This is a genomic window from Sulfurifustis variabilis (assembly GCF_002355415.1).
Lineage (GTDB): Bacteria > Pseudomonadota > Gammaproteobacteria > Acidiferrobacterales > Sulfurifustaceae > Sulfurifustis > Sulfurifustis variabilis.
In genome coordinates this window covers 3,069,623-3,086,341 of record NZ_AP014936.1, presented here as the reverse complement: position 1 = coordinate 3,086,341, position 16,719 = coordinate 3,069,623, and the positions used below count along the sequence as shown (strand labels likewise).

Annotated in this window: 10 protein-coding genes; 4 read left to right on the top strand and 6 right to left on the bottom strand. The window is 60.5% G+C overall.

Annotation, left to right across the window (positions count from 1 at the left end; all coding sequences use genetic code 11):
• Positions 1–103: 103 nt before the first annotated feature.
• From SVA_RS14885 to SVA_RS14870, 4 genes are read right to left on the bottom strand one after another with little or no spacing between them, the layout of a single operon-like run.
• Positions 104–1,099, bottom strand: a complete 996-nt coding sequence (locus tag SVA_RS14885; RefSeq protein WP_096461972.1) for a Wadjet anti-phage system protein JetD domain-containing protein — start codon at positions 1,097–1,099, stop codon at positions 104–106.
• Positions 1,096–5,514, bottom strand: a complete 4,419-nt coding sequence (gene mukB, locus SVA_RS14880) for a chromosome partition protein MukB (protein ID WP_096461971.1) — start codon at positions 5,512–5,514, stop codon at positions 1,096–1,098. The genes SVA_RS14885 and mukB overlap by 4 nt, the downstream gene beginning before the upstream one ends.
• Positions 5,514–6,176, bottom strand: coding sequence for a chromosome partition protein MukE (locus SVA_RS14875; protein ID WP_096461970.1), 663 nt, complete (start codon positions 6,174–6,176; stop codon positions 5,514–5,516). The genes mukB and SVA_RS14875 overlap by 1 nt, the downstream gene beginning before the upstream one ends.
• Entirely contained in the window at positions 6,173–7,501 is a 1,329-nt protein-coding gene (locus SVA_RS14870) for a hypothetical protein (RefSeq protein WP_096461969.1), read from the bottom strand. The genes SVA_RS14875 and SVA_RS14870 overlap by 4 nt, the downstream gene beginning before the upstream one ends.
• A 233-nt stretch (positions 7,502–7,734) precedes the next feature.
• Here SVA_RS14870 and SVA_RS14865 point away from each other — a divergent pair, with 233 nt between their 5' ends.
• From SVA_RS14865 to SVA_RS14850, 3 genes are all read left to right on the top strand, one after another.
• A complete protein-coding gene (locus SVA_RS14865; RefSeq protein ID WP_096461968.1) occupies positions 7,735–8,538 on the top strand; it encodes a type IV toxin-antitoxin system AbiEi family antitoxin domain-containing protein in 804 nt (267 codons plus the stop codon).
• Entirely contained in the window at positions 8,522–9,478 is a 957-nt protein-coding gene (locus SVA_RS14860; protein ID WP_096461967.1) for a nucleotidyl transferase AbiEii/AbiGii toxin family protein, read from the top strand. Before SVA_RS14865 ends, SVA_RS14860 begins: the two co-directional genes overlap by 17 nt.
• Before the next feature lie 172 nt (positions 9,479–9,650).
• On the top strand, positions 9,651–12,230 hold the full coding sequence (locus tag SVA_RS14850) for an AAA family ATPase (protein WP_148665504.1): 2,580 nt from the start codon (positions 9,651–9,653) through the stop codon (positions 12,228–12,230).
• 311 nt (positions 12,231–12,541) lie between these two features.
• Here the strand turns inward: SVA_RS14850 and SVA_RS14845 are convergent, their stop codons facing one another.
• Positions 12,542–13,387, bottom strand: a complete 846-nt coding sequence (locus SVA_RS14845) for a tyrosine-type recombinase/integrase (RefSeq protein ID WP_169924124.1) — start codon at positions 13,385–13,387, stop codon at positions 12,542–12,544.
• A gap of 119 nt (positions 13,388–13,506) precedes the next feature.
• Positions 13,507–13,857, bottom strand: coding sequence for a hypothetical protein (locus tag SVA_RS19845; RefSeq protein ID WP_169923905.1), 351 nt, complete (start codon positions 13,855–13,857; stop codon positions 13,507–13,509).
• Between the two features lie 1,668 nt (positions 13,858–15,525).
• Here SVA_RS19845 and SVA_RS14840 point away from each other — a divergent pair.
• The gene (locus SVA_RS14840; RefSeq protein ID WP_096461963.1) at positions 15,526–16,629 is read left to right on the top strand and encodes an integrase domain-containing protein; all 1,104 of its coding nucleotides are present in this window, start codon (positions 15,526–15,528) and stop codon (positions 16,627–16,629) included.
• Positions 16,630–16,719 lie beyond the last annotated feature (90 nt).

Here is a 16,719-nt window from a genome sequence, read left to right as displayed (position 1 = left end):
CCGAGCCATCCGATACGACTGGATGAGATCGGGTAACCAGACCCAGACTTCTCCCAGAGGCGCCAAAATACAAGGGGTGACCGAAGGCAGGTCTTACAGCCCCTCACGACTCCAACGGGTTAATCGGAAGCCCGGTTGCAAGTTGCGCGAGGGCCTGCTTAATACGCGGATCGATTACGAGCGTTTCCTGTTCGAGCCAGCGATCTTGGTCCACTAACGATCTCATCAGGGGATGTTTCATCAAATCGGCAGGTACTGTTGCCCAGGGCTTATCGAGAGGGAGTGCGTGGGTCTCTTGATAATCGAGCCAGAAGTCGGGAATCCAAAGCTGCACACGGTGCGAGCCGGTGTTGAGACTTTGGTAGATGGCGATTCCCTTCGGGTCGAGATCGCCAAAGTGGTACCAGGGAATAGAGGTTGGTAAACGTTCGATAAACATAAGTGCCAAACGGCTGTTCCATCCGGGTTGATGTAGTAGCAATAGCCCGTCCTGCTTCGGTAGATCGATGTACGCACCGAGATTCTCCACCGTCAAGAGGCACGTCGGTTCGGTGTTCACCGCGGCCAACCGGCGCAGCGCGCGTTCCGGCAGTACCACTTCCCCTACCGTTTCCATAAGCGGGTCGCATTCGATGCGCTTACCCCCGATGGCAAGACGAAATCCCGCTGGCGCGCGCAGACGCAGGACGTCATCATTCGTGAGTTCCGAGCCAGGGGGTGGTGTCGTTGCGGCGGCCTTTGAATGCATGGCGAACCGCGCCTGATAGGTCTTGTAGTGCAACAGCGGCGGGAGGCTTCCTGCCACCGGCGTACCTCGCTGAAGCTGCACGAGACCTTCGGCGGTCGTGGGTAGCCCGGCATCGGAGAGCGCTACCAGTGTCTCCTGCCATTGCGGCCAGATATTCGACAGCAAGGTCGCGAACTGATCTCGGCGGGTATTCGGAAGGGTGTATTCGTGCGCACGTGAGGTTTTGCCGATCAACCCCGCATCTAGCAAATACTCGATGAGAGCACTTCGCGCGGCTGATTGCGTTACGCTACCTGATTGCCACAGCGTCAGGAGCGCCGCCTGTACGCGATGGTCTCGCCAGTCGATCACGGTTCCTGCCAGCGGCGGCCGCGTACCAGTACGCGCTCCTGCCCGTTCTCTTCCAACCGGTTGAGATTGTAGACATGACCGCGCCGGGCGTGCTCGAGGCCAGGAGCGGCGACGAATAACTGCACGTCCATGCGCTCGCAAAAGTCGGTCAGCGTGTCGAGCGCGCCGGGATCGAGCCGGGTCGCCTCGTCCAGGAACAGAAAACGCAAGCTGCTTCCTGCACGACGACCGCGCAGTAACGCCGCCTGGTGCTCCCAGGCTTCCAGTATGACCATCAGGATGGAGGCGCCGACTCCGATGGATTCGCCGGTCGACAGGCTGTTGCCACGTACTTCGATCCAGTCGTCCCGGGCGATGCGTTTCACCTCGACGGTCAGCTTCAGGTATTCACGGTAATCGAGCAACTGCTCGCCCCGTATCTTCCCGCCGCCCACCTGCTCGAACAGACGTGCCATCGCTTCCTCGAGCGGCACATCGACGGAGAACAGATCCGGTTGCCGTCGTAGCGCGTCCAGCAGATTCTGAAATGTCTGAATGCGAGAGAGGTTGAGCTTTACTCCACGAAGCGCGCCGAAGCGAACATTAACAAGTCGCCGATTGATTTGCGTGAGCCGCTGCTCTTCGCGTCGGATACGGCTAGCAATGCTATTCGCCACGTCCTCCGTGCGCTGGCGCAGACCTTTTTCCTGCTCGACCAGCCGCGCCGACAACGCAGTTAAATGGTTATGCATCTGGACCAACGCCACCTCTGGGTCTGCCGCCTGGGCGATGTCGCGTGGGATGTGTCGCTCCAAGTACGGGCGGATTTCATCCCACGCTCTCAGGTTTTGTAGCCCCCGCGCGACTTCTTCGCGCGTTTCTAGCCAAGGCGAGATTTTGGCCGCCACGGCGCGGCCATCGTCGTTTTCGTCGAGCCGCGCTTTGAGCTCACCGAGGTGTTCGGTGGCCGCATTGAAGGCATTGACGGGACTCGCATCCTGGTCGTACGGTCGCCGCACCTCCATGGCCATGAGCCGCTCCCACAGGCCGCGTTGACGCGCTTCTCGCTTAAGCGATACCCAATGCTGCCAGTTGGGCCGGGTCTCTCTGAGTTTGCCGCGCACGGCTTCCAACCCCTCGTCCTCGCGCTCTTTGAGGTTCTTCACTTCATTTTGCAGAAGCTTAGCGTTTGTGTCCGCGTCGCGCTCGAGTCGGCTGATTTCCTGGTGAGCGGCTTGCGCGGCGAGCGCTTCGCGTTCCGCCTCGTCGAGTTCCGTCTTGTCGCCCGTCAGTCCCGTGTTCTTGAGCTCTCCTCTGCGCCGGGTGAGACTTTCCAAGGTGCCACGATGACGCGCGTCGCTGTTGTTGTAGGCGTCACCTGCTTCTCGTAGCTCTCTTTCGCAGTCGTCCCACTGAGTTTTGGCGAGTTGCACGTCGGCGTCGGCTTGCCTCTGTCGGGACCGCAATGCGGCCAGCGCGCTTTCGTTCGATGTGAGCAGTGCTTCATCCGCAGCGTGACGGAAATCCGCCAGTCGTTCGCACAGCACCTTCAATAGATCGCGCGCCCGCTGCCAAGTAGCAAAAATCGCCTGCGCATTTTGGGAGCGGCGGACGAGTGTTTCCAGGTGAGCGGGGTCAGGGGGCGATTGCAAGTCGAGGAAGCTGTCGCTTACTTCGGTCCAGTCATTTCGGTGACGCTCTAACCAGACTTTTGCCTCCGCGAGGTCGCGGGCTTTGGTTTTGAGCCGACTCACTTCGTTGGCCCAATCCGGTTCGTCCAGTAATTCGGCATCCGGCAGCAATTCCGTCACCACCGCCAAACGACGGTCGGCAGCCACGAACGCCTCGTTCGCTTCAGCATACTCGGTCTGCAGGCGCTCGGTCCTCGAGTCGGCCTGCCGCTGCTCGTGCGTCAGTCGCAGGAGCTCTGGTTCGGGCGACGGCGCTGACAGCCACACCGCGAGGGGCAATAACCGGGCTGCGTCTTGATAGGCGGTTTTGAGTTGTTGCAGACGTTCCATCGCCGTGGTGGCCTCGCTCCGTTTGGCATCGGCCTGCGCACGTAGACGCCCGATCTCTTTCTCCCGCGCGGCGCGTCCTAGCACGGGACGCGCCGGACACCGCGTCAACCGGACCCCGCTCGCTTCCTCGATGATCTCGCCATCGCCGGTCGTTACACCGTCGGGATCGGTACGGATACCTTCCGGCGTGATGAACCAGGTGGTATCTGGTCGCTGGCGGACGTCGGCAGCAGTGCGGGCAGCCTTGCGCGGATCGTCCACGACGATGGCGCTGGCCAAGGGACCGAGGCGCGCTTCCAGGCGGGCGGCATCGATTTCGGCGACGTCCTCGAACCGCTCGAGCGCTAGTCGTCCGTCTACCTGGTCGGCTAGTGCGACCAAGCTCTCCGGTATTCGGCCACCGCCAAAGGCGAGAGCATCCGCTTCTTCGGCCAATTGTCGTGCCTCGGTCTCGCAGGATCGCTGTTGCGCATCCGTGTCATTAATCTGACGTTGAAGGCTGTCCATTAGCTGAGCGACGTCAGGTTCCTTCGACAGGGAGGTCGACGTATGAGCACCGAGAGAGAGCGATAGGCGTTGCGCTTGCTGCCAAGCGGCGGTGTCCCTTTCCAACTGAGGAATCCGGACAGCGCACTGTGTGACGATCTGCCGCTCCTGTTCGAGCATGTTAACGATCTGGTCGCGGCGTTCTTCCAAATTGGCGAGTTCTTTTCGCGTTTCGTTGAGTGCGTTTCGCAATGAGATGCTGTTGGTGATTGATAGCTCTTTAGCCTTATGTCGCACTGTCTCTTGATGACGTGCCTTTTCCGCGGCTTGCAGGATGGCCGCTGACAGATCGCCGGCGGTTCCAACATCCGCTAACCGGGATCGATAGCGTGCGTCGAGATCGCGGGCCAGTTCCGGTGCCCGGCTGGAATGGAGCGGGCATTCCGCGAACCGTTCGAGCGCGGCGAACGCGCGATCGAAGCGTCTCTTATGCGCCTCGTATCCCGCCTTCGCCCGCTCAGCCTCGGCTTGGATGTCATGCGCCTGCCGCCAGTGCTGTTCGCATTCATCGCTTAATGTCTGGGCGTTTTCGATAGTGACAGAATGATTCGGCAGCGCCACTTGGGCGTCCTTGAGACTTTGCCGTGCGGCATTAAGCGCCGCGACGTTGCGGTAGAGCTGTTCGTAGGCTTGCTGTGCGCTCGCTAGCGCTCGGGCGAGTTCGTTGCGTCGGCGTTGTGCTTCTTCGTGGGCTTGGTAGGAGACATCGCGGCGTTGTTGAGCCTCGCGTCGACGCGCTTCGTCCTTCGTACGCTGTGCTCGGTTCTCTAGCTCTTCGCGTTCGAGTGTTGTGATCTCGCCGGCCAGTCGATGGGCCGTTCTCGCAAGGTCCCGATGCGCTTTGGCGGCTTCCAAGCGATTTGCTCTGTCAGTGAGCTCGGCCTGAAGCGCTTGGTGGCGGGCGCTCGCTTCCTGATGTTGACGTTCCGCCGCCAAGCGAAGCTTTCGGCGTTCCCGTAGTTCGCCTGCTGCGGAATCGTAAGCGTCCCGCTGCTGTCGGGCGCGCAGACGCGTGCCGTGGAACGCCGCCGTTAGCATGCCCCAGCCAGCTTCGTAGACGTGTCGGATGATGTCGTAGCGTTTCTTGGCGTCGTCAATCTGACGACGTGTGATTCGACAGGCTTCCAAGTTTTCCCGCATCCGGCCGACATGGTTGCGGAGTTGCGTGTCTTCGGGCAACAGGTAGTCGCGCAGACCTTTTTGGATGAAGGAGGAGAGGCCGCCTACCATGCTGGTGTACAGTACGCGATGGAAACGCTCTCGCTCCTCGTGGGTGGCGAGTGGCAGCGGGAGAACTCCGCACTCGTAGAGCGCACCCAGGTAATTCGTTAGCGACTCTTGCACCTTCAGAAGTCCGCCATGGAGGGCAACCTGCTCCTTCAGCTCGGCGAGAGTCGGGATCCATTCCTCCTCCTGATGCAGTCGCAAGAACACCGCCTCGAGTGCCGTATCGGGTCTTAGCCCCTCGATCAAGAAGGGCGTGACCTCAAGGCGAGGTTCGCCGTGACGTATCAGCAAAACGCCCGCCCAGACCGTTTCTCCTTGAGGGCTGATGTACTGGATCAGGCTATACGCCGGACCGGGAAGGCCCAGGCGCCCGTAGATGCCGCGGTCTACCTCTCCCCCGGTTTCACCCGGTCCGCGAAAGTGCAGCAACCGGAGATCCGGAAGCAGCGCGACAAACAGCGCGACCATCGCGGTCGTCTTGCCGGCCCCATTCGGGCCTTCCAGACCGGTCAAACCCTCGGCCAGTTCAAAGGGTTGATAAAACACGCCCTGCCAGTTCATGAGAACCAGGCGACGAATGCTGGCGCGGGAACGGATTGGTCCGATTCCGGCGGCATTTTTTTCCACGCTCCGCATGTCCATCAGGCGTCATCCTCCGAGTCCAGCGATTCCGGAATGCGCGCTTCTCCTCGCGCTACCAGTCGTTTTAGCGCTTCGGCAGGATCGGACGCATCTCGTACGGCTTCAGCGAAGCGCATGATGGCGGGCCGAGGTAACACCAAGCGTTCGTCGCCGTCGGCGAGGCGGCGCACTAGGCCCAGCCGTTGCAAGCCATGTAACGCCTTTTCCACCTCCTCGCGGACCTTACGCGCATCTGTTCCCCGGTCGCGTCCCCGCGTCCGCGGGGCGAGGGAGGCGAGGAGACGCTCTTGTCCTACCAGGTGCTCCAGCATAGTGAGCAGCTTTTCCTCCGGGATCTGTCCGTTTCGCACGAGGAACGCCGGGTCCATACGCATCAACGCCAGCGTTTGGCCGACAAGCATCTCAGCCACCATCATGTGCCGGGAACCGAGCAGCAACCCATCCGAGAGCAAGTAGTAGTAGCTCTCCGGGCCGTGCAGCAGTCGGCATCCGTAGCGTTTATAGAACGCTTCGAGCCACTCCTGAGCGGCCTGCAGGAATTCGTACTCTCGGATGTCGCCATCGAGGCTGTAGTGGCGGCCGCTGCGTAATCCTACGTCAACTTCGGGGAACAGTGGGTCATGGAGCACGGCTTCAAGCGTTGGATAAACGGCCGCGCTCATGAAGCGTCCTTGCGATACACCGAGAGATTCTGCACCGACAGACGCGGGCCGATCTGTTCCCACGCCAACTCGTGCCAGGCGGTAGGACGTCCGTTCCCTGCCAGCCAGGGAACGAGAGCGCTGATCAATGAATATTGGCGCGCTTCGTCCCAGTCGGCGGCTTCGTTCTTGAGTACGCTGACGAGATCGATGCGCCCGTCCTCTTTCAGGCGTTTTTGCAGCTGCGGAAGGAGGGTTTCCAAGAGCGTTGGTACCGGTTCACCGAGTTCGAGATCATGGACATGTTTCGCGGCCGGACGTGCAACGCGGGTTTCCGCCATAGCCGCCGCCTCCTCGCGCAAATGGCGGTACTGATCCTGAGCGCAGCAGAGGAGGTGCCACGTGGGGGTGCCGTACGTCTGAATGGCCTGCTTAAGGCGTCCGCGAAGGGCACGATCGCGATCGATTCGCACGACGGATCGAATGAACTCGTGAACGTTTTGATAGTAGTCAGACCATGCTTGGTGTCGTGCGTCGCCCCATAGTGTGACTCGTTCCAATTGGAGGCGAACGTGTTGTACTGCTTCCAACGCGGACAACTCTCCCGCTTCGTCGGCAATGTCGGCGATTGCGTTGAGCTGATTGGATACGCCTTCGGCCTCGCCCATGAGTGTCCGATGCAGTTCGCCTAATGTGGAGCTGACTTCCTCCAGCAAATTCTCGCAAGTATCGATCGCGTCGAACCACCCAGCTTCCAGCAGTTCCCCGATCCGCACGCGAACCTGTTCCTGTTCCCGGTCGAGCCCGCGGCTGCGGCGATCGATCATCTGCATGAGACCCGAGACGGTGAACTTTAGCGGCGCAACGACACGCTTTTCCCAATGAGCCGCGTCGCCACCCTGTTCACTCATGGCCTTTACCTCGGCCAGATCCGCGCGAATCCGCGTCATCATGGTTTCGAGGCTCGCGCGGGTTAACGTTTCTTCCTGTCCGACCCATTGCGCAAGTGCCTTACCGAGCTGAGAAAGGCCATATTCCCCTTCTTGGGCGAGCCCTCCGAGGTCTCCCCGTACAAGGAGCTGTTGTTCGCGCAGTCCCGCAATGGCGCGGGTCGCCCGAGCGGCGAGTGTCGAGGGATCGCCATGGGAAAGCTCGCTGACAAACGCAAAGATATCCCGTAGATGTGTCTCGGAAAGAAACGGCTCGGGATTAAGGTCGAGGAAGGCGTGAATACCGGCGAGAAAGCTGATCGCCTCTCGGTCGAGGTTCAGGGCAAATTCTGTTGACCAGGCCGAGGCGATGCGGCTTGCGATGGAATTCGGTGGTAAGTCCTTTTCCGTAGCCATGGCGGCGTGGATTCTTCTTCGCCTCTAACCCTAGAATTAGCCATGATATCGTGCTGGACCGGGTACGGTAGGACGGTCGGATCGGCCCCTAGGCCGGTTGGCCCATCTGATGCTGGTCGCGCATAACGAGGCGAGATATGAAGCGCGCCAGCAAGTTAACTTGACGGTGATGTAGCATATTGGGGAATATTCCCCCAATAAACATACTATTCGTCAAGTAACACGCCCCAGCCGTGGACACCACTACCTTCCTGCACACCCACCGCGTCTTCACGCTCGATGAAGCGGTCCGGGCGCTGGACCCCGCCGGCGGTCGTAAAGGCGCTCTCGAGCGCCTGAAGTACGCGGCCAGTCGCGGCAAGCTGAAGAAGCTGGCGCGCGGGGTGTATGCCACCGTACCGCCCGGCGTGGACCCCAAGAAGTTCCAGCCGGACCGCTTTCTCGCTGCCGCGGCGCTGCGCCCGGATGCCATCTTCTCGCACCACTCGGCGCTCGAACTGCTGGGCGCCGCTCATTCGGAATGGCGGCTTTGCACTGCGTACAGCGCTCGGCGCTCCCAGCCTTTCAATCTGGATGGCGTCGATCTGCGCTTTCTCTCGCATCCGAAGCCACTGCTGCGCCGGCAACTTACCGCGCTGGGCACGCGTTCTGTCCGCCGGCTCGATCGCGAGCTGCGCGTCACCGGGCCCGAGCGCACGCTGATCGATGGCTTCCGCCAGCCGGACCTGGTCGGGGGCTTAGCAGAGCTCGTCGAATCGGCGGCCGGTTTCTCGGTGCTGGAGTTGCCGCTGTTGTTCGATATTCTCAAGGCGCACGGGCAAAAGGTGTTGTGGGCCGCCGTGGGCTGGTTTCTGGACAGCTACCGCGCGACCTTTTTTGTGCGCGACGAGGATCTGGCGCTGATCAAGAAACATCTGCCGAAGGCACCGCAGTATCTCGCCAAGGATGAGCGCGGCGGTGTACTGGTGCAACCCTGGAACCTGATCGTCCCAGCATACCTGGCCCGAGGGAGGGAACCCGATGAATCTCAGCGCTGAACATCTAACGGGTCTCGCAACAGAAACCGGATTCCGCCCGGAAACTCTGGAGAAGGTGATCCGCCTGGGCGAGCTCGCCGCCGATGTCGGGCGCCATCCGCTGCTCTCGCGAGTGCTCGTACTGAAGGGGGGAACGGCGCTGAATCTGTTGTTCGGCTCACCGGCGCGGCTTTCAGTCGATCTGGATTTCAACTACGTCGGGCACGAAGACCGTGCACGCATGCAGGAAGAACGCCCGCAAGTCGAACGCGCGATCGAAATTATCGGGCGCGGGCAGGGCTACCAGGTCCAGCGCTCACGCGACGCGCACGCCGGCAGAAAAATATTCTTTTCCTACACCAATGCAGCCGGGACGCGGGACCGGATCGAGGTGGATCTGAACTTCTTGTTTCGCACGCCACTCGGCGAAGTAGCGAGGCGGCCGATGTGGCAACCGCCGGGGATGGCGCGCCCGGAGATTGCGGTCGTGCCACCGGAAGAACTGCTCGCTGGCAAGTTGCGCGCGACCCTCGACCGGGGATTGCCGCGAGATCTGTTCGATACGGTCCGCTTGCCCACCTACGCGGGCCCCCTATGGGGAACGTTGCGGCTCCGCCGTCTCCACATCGCAATGGCGGTGACGCTGCCTCATCCGCTTTACGACTACACACGCAACCGCTTCGATCGGGTGACGGACCGGCATGTTCAAGAGCAGCTGGTGCCCATGCTGCATGTCGAGCAACGTCCAACAGCGGCGGAGCTGAAGGACAAGGCTTGGAGCGTCGCGGCACCGTTGATCGACGTGGACGAGGTAGAGCGGGAGTATATCGACCGGGCGCACGCGGGCGAGCTTCGGCCGGAGTTGCTGTTCACGGACGACGCGCCGCTGGTCGAACGGCTGCAACGCCATCCCGCCCTGCTGTGGAAGATCGAAAACGTGAAAAGGTATCGATCGGGTTAACGCGCCACTTTCACGCCAATCGGGGCGGTCCCGATATGACTGCACAGCGGATGTCGAACAGCATAAGGTGAAGACGGCCTCCGTAGTTCGGAATAAAAGCGGGTATTTGATATGTCCAAGCAGGCATGTGAGTGCGGTACGAGATCCTGAGGCGAGCGTTCGTCAGAGACTGATGGACACGAGAGCATTGGAGGCGTGGTTCAAGGAGCGACCGGCTTGGCTACAAGACGCCGCACGTCGCTTGCTGCGTAGCGGTGAATTGACTGAATCGGACATACATGAGCTCATGCTCCTATGCAAGCGTGAGGCAGGAATAGCTGCTCAGAATGGCGATGCCCTGAAGGCTGAGGGAATTCCGCCGGGTGTGCTCGCGCACCGGGACGAAACAGTCGAGCTGACGCTTAGCGCAATTTCCGAAGTGCAAGGCGTAAATGCACTCGCGCCTCGCAAGCCCCTCCTGTTTGGAGGAAACAATCTTACGATCATCTATGGGCGCAACGGTGCTGGTAAATCTGCCTATGTGCGCATTCTCAAGCACGCCTGCGGCGCCCGCCATCTCGGTAGTGTTCACAGTGACGTCTCGAAACCACGTGCCGCCTTCCAAGGGTGCAAATTCGGCTACACGGTCAACGGCCAAAGCAAGGAGTTGGCGTGGAAACTTACGGACGGAATCCATCCCGAACTGTCGGCCGTCGAAGTCTACGATACGCGATCGGGCGAGGTATACGTCAATCGAGCAAATGAGGTCGCCTTCGAGCCAGGGCTGCTCGCATTCTTCCAGCGCTTGGTGGAGGTTTGTGACGAGGTGGCACGAGAGCTAGACAGCGAAATTCTGGCCCAGGTATCAAAGAAGCCCATCTTACCGCCCGTTTTCGCAGCTACCGCGGTCGGACAGTGGTATCAAAAGGTTTCCACCCGAACAACGAAGGAGGAAGTGGAAAAATACTGTGCTTGGTCGGAAACGGATGGCAGCATACTTGCGCAGCTTCGGGCGCGGTTGGCAGAGGCGAACCCGAAGGACAAGGCCGCCGCTTTGCGCAAGCAGAAGAAGCATCTTACGGATTTGGCGAACGATCTCAGGCGGATTGCAGACGTTCTCTCACCCGAAAGTTGCGCCACGTTCATTGCGGCACGAAATGACGCCCGAGCTAAGCGCCAAGCGGCCAGCGTAGATGCTCAGAAGGTGTTTGAGAACGCGCCACTGGCAGGTGTCGGCTCGGAATCTTGGCGGCTGCTGTGGGAGCAGGCGCGGAAATATTCTGAGTCGGAGGCCTACGAAGGGATAGATTTCCCCCATACGGCGGGTGACGCGAGGTGCGTGCTATGTCATCAGCCACTTGAGGATGACGCCAAGGAGCGCCTTCGCGCCTTTGAGCGTTTCGTCAAAGGCGGGCTGGAGCAAGAGGCGCAGTCTGCCGAGCAGCATTTGGTAGATTTGCAACGGACACTTCCGGAAGTGCCGTCGAAAGAAACCGTTGGGCTGCACCTGGACTCAGCTGGTATCTCTGAAGAAAAGGACAGGCAGGCCGTCCTCGATCTGCTCGCGGTGCTAGAGAATCGGCGTGTCGGGTTAGTGACGGGCAGCAAGGACCGAGCTCTTAGTGAGCAAGTGGACCGAGAGGCGATCGCGCTGCTTGACCGGTTGTCCAACTCGCTGGAGGAGCAGGCGCTCGTGTACGACGCGGATGCGGCAAGAGACAATCGCATAGAGGTACAACGTCAGCTTACGGAAGCGGAAGCAAAGCAGTGGATTTCCCAGCAAAAAGCAAGCATAGACGCAGAGATTGCTTGCCTTGTCCGCGTAGCGCAGCTGGAAGAAGCGAGGCGCTTAACCAATACCCAGGCGCTGACGAAAATGAAATCGGAGCTTGCGGAGGAATTCGTAACAGCAGCCTTTATCGGTCGCTTCGAAGAAGAGTGCCGGAAACTGGGCGCGAGTTACATCGGTGCCGAAATTGTAAAATCGGGAGCCGGCAAGGGACGGGTCTTTCATCAGATCAGATTGAGAAACAACAAGGCGGGCGTCCCGACCGCAGAAATTCTTAGCGAGGGGGAATTCCGAATCATTTCGCTGACAGCCTTTCTGGCGGACGTGGAGGGACGCAGATCCAAGACGCCGATTGTCTTTGACGATCCGATTTCGTCCCTTGACCAGGACTACGAGGAAGCGACCGTCGCTAGACTCGTACAACTCTGTAAGGATCACCAAGTAATCGTTTTCACACATCGGCTTTCGTTGCTTGCGCTGCTGCAGGAAGCAGCCAGAAAAGAAAACATCGAGCCATATATCACCGCAGTGGAGAGGGAGCCCTGGAGTACGGGCGAGCCTGCGCCTGCTCCATTTGAGGCGCAGAAACCCAAAGCGGCCATCAATACACTGTTGGATGAGGTTGAGAAAGCACGTCGGGTCTGGAAGACGGAGGGCAGGGCGGCGTATGAAATGCCTGCGCAGGCCATCTGTAGCAAGCTGCGCAAGACGCTCGAGCGGATCGTCGAAGACGATCTGTTGGCCGGAGTGATTCAACGCTTCCGCCGAGAAGTGCAGACAAAAAACAAACTGGAAAAATTGACAAAGATTTCCCAGAATGATACCCGGCTATTGGATGAGATGATGAGCAAGTATTCATCTTACGAACATTCACAGCCGCGTGATGTTCCAGTACAGCTCCCTGGGCCCGATGAGTTAAGGGCCGACTTGGAAAGGCTACAAGCGTGGCGGGATTCGTTCGAGATGAGGAAGCCAGCCGCGTAAAGACCACCAAATTCGTCCACTACGCGCGGCCTTGACCTCTGTGCCGCGCTGCGTAGGGTTCGAGTGACAGTATTAATTATGTCGACACCGACTTTGCCATTTTTTTGCCAGTTTACTTTCGACTGCTGTAGATCTTCGTCGCTTTTCGTGGGTCTGGCAGAGCGATGGACGTTGCAAGGCGTTGATTGGTTTAACAACTCAGGTTGCCAGTCGTCCTTTTAACCAGTTGGTCGCAGGTTCAAGTCCTGCACGGCCCACCACGTATTTCCCTGTCCTGGCAGCGATTTACTGAACATCCAAAAAACGGCGCGTCACTCGATCGCGAGGGCGTGGGCCCGATTTGTGCCACTTTTCTTTCGCGGCGCCACGGGTCGGGGCACGATCCGGTCAAGACAACGCTTCAGGTTCCGCAGCTCCGGCACCGAATAGTGCCGGGTGATGTTCCGCGGAAGGTGATGCAGGAGGTCCTGCACGTCGCGCTCGTCCACGCCGGCGTCGCGCAACCGCTTCCCGAAGGTGTGCCGCAGGTTGTGGACGCCCTTGCCGTACTCTTTCCCGACCGGCAGGCCCGCTTCCTTCCATGCCGTCTTCCATGAGTTGTTGGTCATCTGATAGAGCTCACCGAACACGAGCTCCTCATGAAAGCCGCGCATCGAGTCGATCGCTTCGCGGGCCAACCGATTGAGGATGAGCACCATCGGCTTCTTGTTCTTCATGTACTCCGCCGGAATCCGGAACACGGTCTCTCCCAGATCGCGGCAGTGCTCCTCCCACTCCCAGCGCAGCCGGATCAGCGGGTACTCCCGCAGACCCGTGTTGACGCCGACGATGGCCGCCTTCCTCATCCTCCCCGGCAACAGATCGAACAGCTTCTCCTGCTCCTCCCACGACAGCGGATACGGCTTCTTCGCCGGCCCTTTCTCGAACTGGATGATCGGGCAGTTCTCGAGCCATGACATGCCGTTCTCGTCCCGCCAGTAGTACGCCGCCAGCCTCAGGACTCGCCGTACGAACGCGATGGCGAGGTTGATCGTCCTGACCGAGACCCCGTCGCTCCTTCGTGCGTCGATGAAGGGCCGGAGGCGGTCCTTGCAGATGAGCCGCAGCGGATCGCCGCCGATCCAGGGATTGAGATCATCGGCCGACTGCGCATACATGCGCAGCGTCTTTGGCGATCCCTGGAATTCCCGGATCAGCTTCTCCGCGGCGAGGCGGAAGGGCCGATCCGGTCGAACCCCGTAGAGTTCCTGATTGTCGACCTGGTCCTTGATCCTTCTCAGCCGTCGCTCTGCTTCTCTCGGATCAGCCGTTCCGCTAGAGCCGCGAATCCGCCTTTTCCGATATTGCACCTTGAAATAGATGTACTTGAGGTACTTCCCATTCGGCCTCCTGCGCCAAACGAGGCCGTCGGGCAGCTTTGGTCGTTCCATGGTTTCTCCTTCACGGAACGCCCGTTGCGACGAACATGATCGTCAACCCAGGCGTCGAGTTCAAGCCGGTCAAAGGCGACTCCACGTGCGCCGATGGGAACTTCCGTCAGCAGCGGACGGACCTCGGCATTGAAGCGGTTCTTGTCCATCCCCAGGTATTTCGGGACGTCACGGAGGCGGATGAGCCGGGGATTCATCGGTCTGTTGTCCTTGCTTCTCGGGCACTTCGATTTAAGGTTGTGTTCATGGCATAGCTCCTTAAGAGAATTCGGTTGATAGGCGGTGATGGGCGCGCGCAGCAACCTGGCGCGCAGGCATGCGTTATCCGCACGGCGCACGGACAGCGCGCCGCGAAAATCACGAACAGGAAGATCGCGAGAGGCGGGTCGGTACCGGCCGCTGATCAATCAGCCCGATGCCGCACCCGTGTGACCGCGCCGCGTGCCGCGCGGCGAGTTGGGGATTAGACCGGATCAGCGAGCGCCAAAGGCGACGCACTCTCCGGCTTCGTGCCTGCAAAATCGCAGGAATTCAGCGCTAACTGCCGTCACGCGGGCCGCGGCAGAGACCGCAGGCATTGGTGATGCCTCGTCTGCAGCCGCTCGAGGTTTTGGCCAGGAGGCCAAACCCTCGGTTCACTTCATCGAGACTGGCGACCGAGTGGAGCGTCGCGTGGCGTCTCGCTTGCCGGATTCGAGTGCATCGAATCCATGCCCGACATTCTTGGCAGAAAATTCGTCGTCACACAAGAGGGGATAGACCACCATATCGCGCATCTATCGCCGTCGTGCGCGTCGCAAACACGTCGCAAGCGACGAAATTGGTTGGTGAGACGTGCGCTGCACGTCGCTAGCGACGTTCGAGGGGCGAGGGCCATGCTGCATGCCTCGGGTAGCCGCCGGCGTGGTCGACAGCGCTGGTTACTGACGCGATATCGCTTGATGTCTTGCGCCGGCGTTCTGAAACGCTTCGGTTGCGGCGTGCCTCGTGCTCAAGATATGTGCGGCCCGGTCCCTGCAAGAGAGAGATGCAAATCGCGCACGGAATATTGATTGATGCACCACGAGTTATCGACTCCGCAGGTCCCCTTGGCAACGATGGCAAGCCGCAAACAAATAGTTGCACGCGATAAGAAGTCACGCGCAACCGCGCTTGACATGACGCGGGTACTCAGATCAACATGCGCGCGTTGAAATTTTTCCCCGCCTCGAAAGAGGTACGCAAGCTGCAGCGTCCTAACACGAAAAGCAGCGCTGAAGCACGCGGGCGATGCCGCCCAAAGTGCTTGCCTCCGAGTGTGAAGTCCCCCGTGATGTCGTTCGTAGGCGCTTGTTCCCTTTGCACGCGCCGCCGGAGTAGTGCGCCAGGTAGCAGTATCACCAGCGCGATTCGCGCCGTCTTCGCGCGAATATCCCGCCTGAAACCCCGCCCGCCCCTGATCGTGACCGTTCGGTAATCAGTCACGACGCAAAGCACCGTGTCGCAGGACGACGGCACACGGCGCCGCAATCGCCCTGTCGGTTGCGGACATTTCGATCCGACGAAGCTGCGCCCAGTACACGGCCGCAAGGCCGCTCGGGGAGTATGGCGTCCATATGCGACGCCACGTGCCCCGGGGAGTCGCGCAAGCACCTCGCCTGCTGTTGGCCGGCAGATGCCCACCGGTGTCTTCGTCGTCGAAGCAACCATGCTAGTCGGTACCCGAGTCAGCCGCAGGACTGATCCTGTGCGCGCGTTGCCCGGAAACGGGTCCGCCCGCGACTCCCATTTCACTAACGAAACGGCCGTATGCCCAACGCTGGCGGGGCGGGCACAAGCCAGCATCAGCGTTCAACAACTCCCACGGATTCGGAGGACTCGCAATTATGGAAACGATGTACCCGCGTAGTCGCAAACGTCGCAGCCGGCGCTCGGCGAAAAGCGAGCTGCTGTACCGGCTGAACCAGCTCCTGGGCGAAAACAACCACCGCCACAGTCGGCTCGCGAAAGGCTGCAGCGGCGACACGGCGATGGCTCGGGCGCAAGTACTAAAGCAAGGATTCCTGAAGCTGCACGATCTCGGTTACAAGCTGCGCGACCCGGCCAATTTCGGCAACCGCCACATGCAGGTGCTGGCGCGGCATTGGGAAGACCAGAAACTTTCAGCAAGCGAGATCCAGAAGCGGTTCTCGGTGTTTCGGGTCTTTGCCACCTGGGTCGGGAAGGACGGCATGGTCGAGCCGGCCGGAAAGTACCTGCTCCATCCGGCCTGTGCTGTCCGGTCGTATGTCGCGCGCCAGCCCAAGGGTTGGAGCGGTCTTGGCACTGATGTCGAATATAAGCTCGCCGAGGTCGCCAGGCGCGATCGGCTGGTGGCCCTGCAACTCGCGTTGCAGTGGGTGTTTGGCCTTAGGGCGAAGGAGGCCTGGCTGCTGCACCCGCAGTTCGCGGACAAGGGGACGCACCTTGCCATCAATTGGGGCGCGAAGGGCGGTCGGGATCGGACCGTGCCGATCGAGCACCCCGCGCAACGGCAGATACTCGATATCGCCAAACGCTGGGCGAACGACTCCACCGGGTCGCTGATCCCGGACACGCGGTCACTGAACGCCTGGCGCTCCCATTTCTACCGGGTGTGTCGCAGCTGCGGGATCGCCCGCACTACCGGGCTGGTGCCGCACGGCCTTCGCCACGAGGAGGCCTGCGCAATCTACAAGAGCATCGCGGGCGTCGACGCCCCGGTCTATGGCGGTGACGTGACGTCCCTCGATCTAGATCGTGATTACCTGGCACGCCAGGTCGTCGCCGAGCATCTGGGGCATTCGCGCCCGGAGATTACGCGGGCCTACCTGGGTCCGTTGGTGCGCACACTGAAGCGGCGCCAGAACGCCCAGTCAGCCGCCAACGGGCAGGAGCCGAGGGTGAACGCCGCAGGCCAGGTCGTGCGGAGCGGGCCCCCGGAGGACCTCGGTCAGCGCGATCGAACGTGAACGGAGGCGCTAGCGCGGCGTATTGCCGCTTCATTGTGTCGACATCATTTAGTTTAGGAACGGCATCGGATAGCATCGCAGCTCACGTTC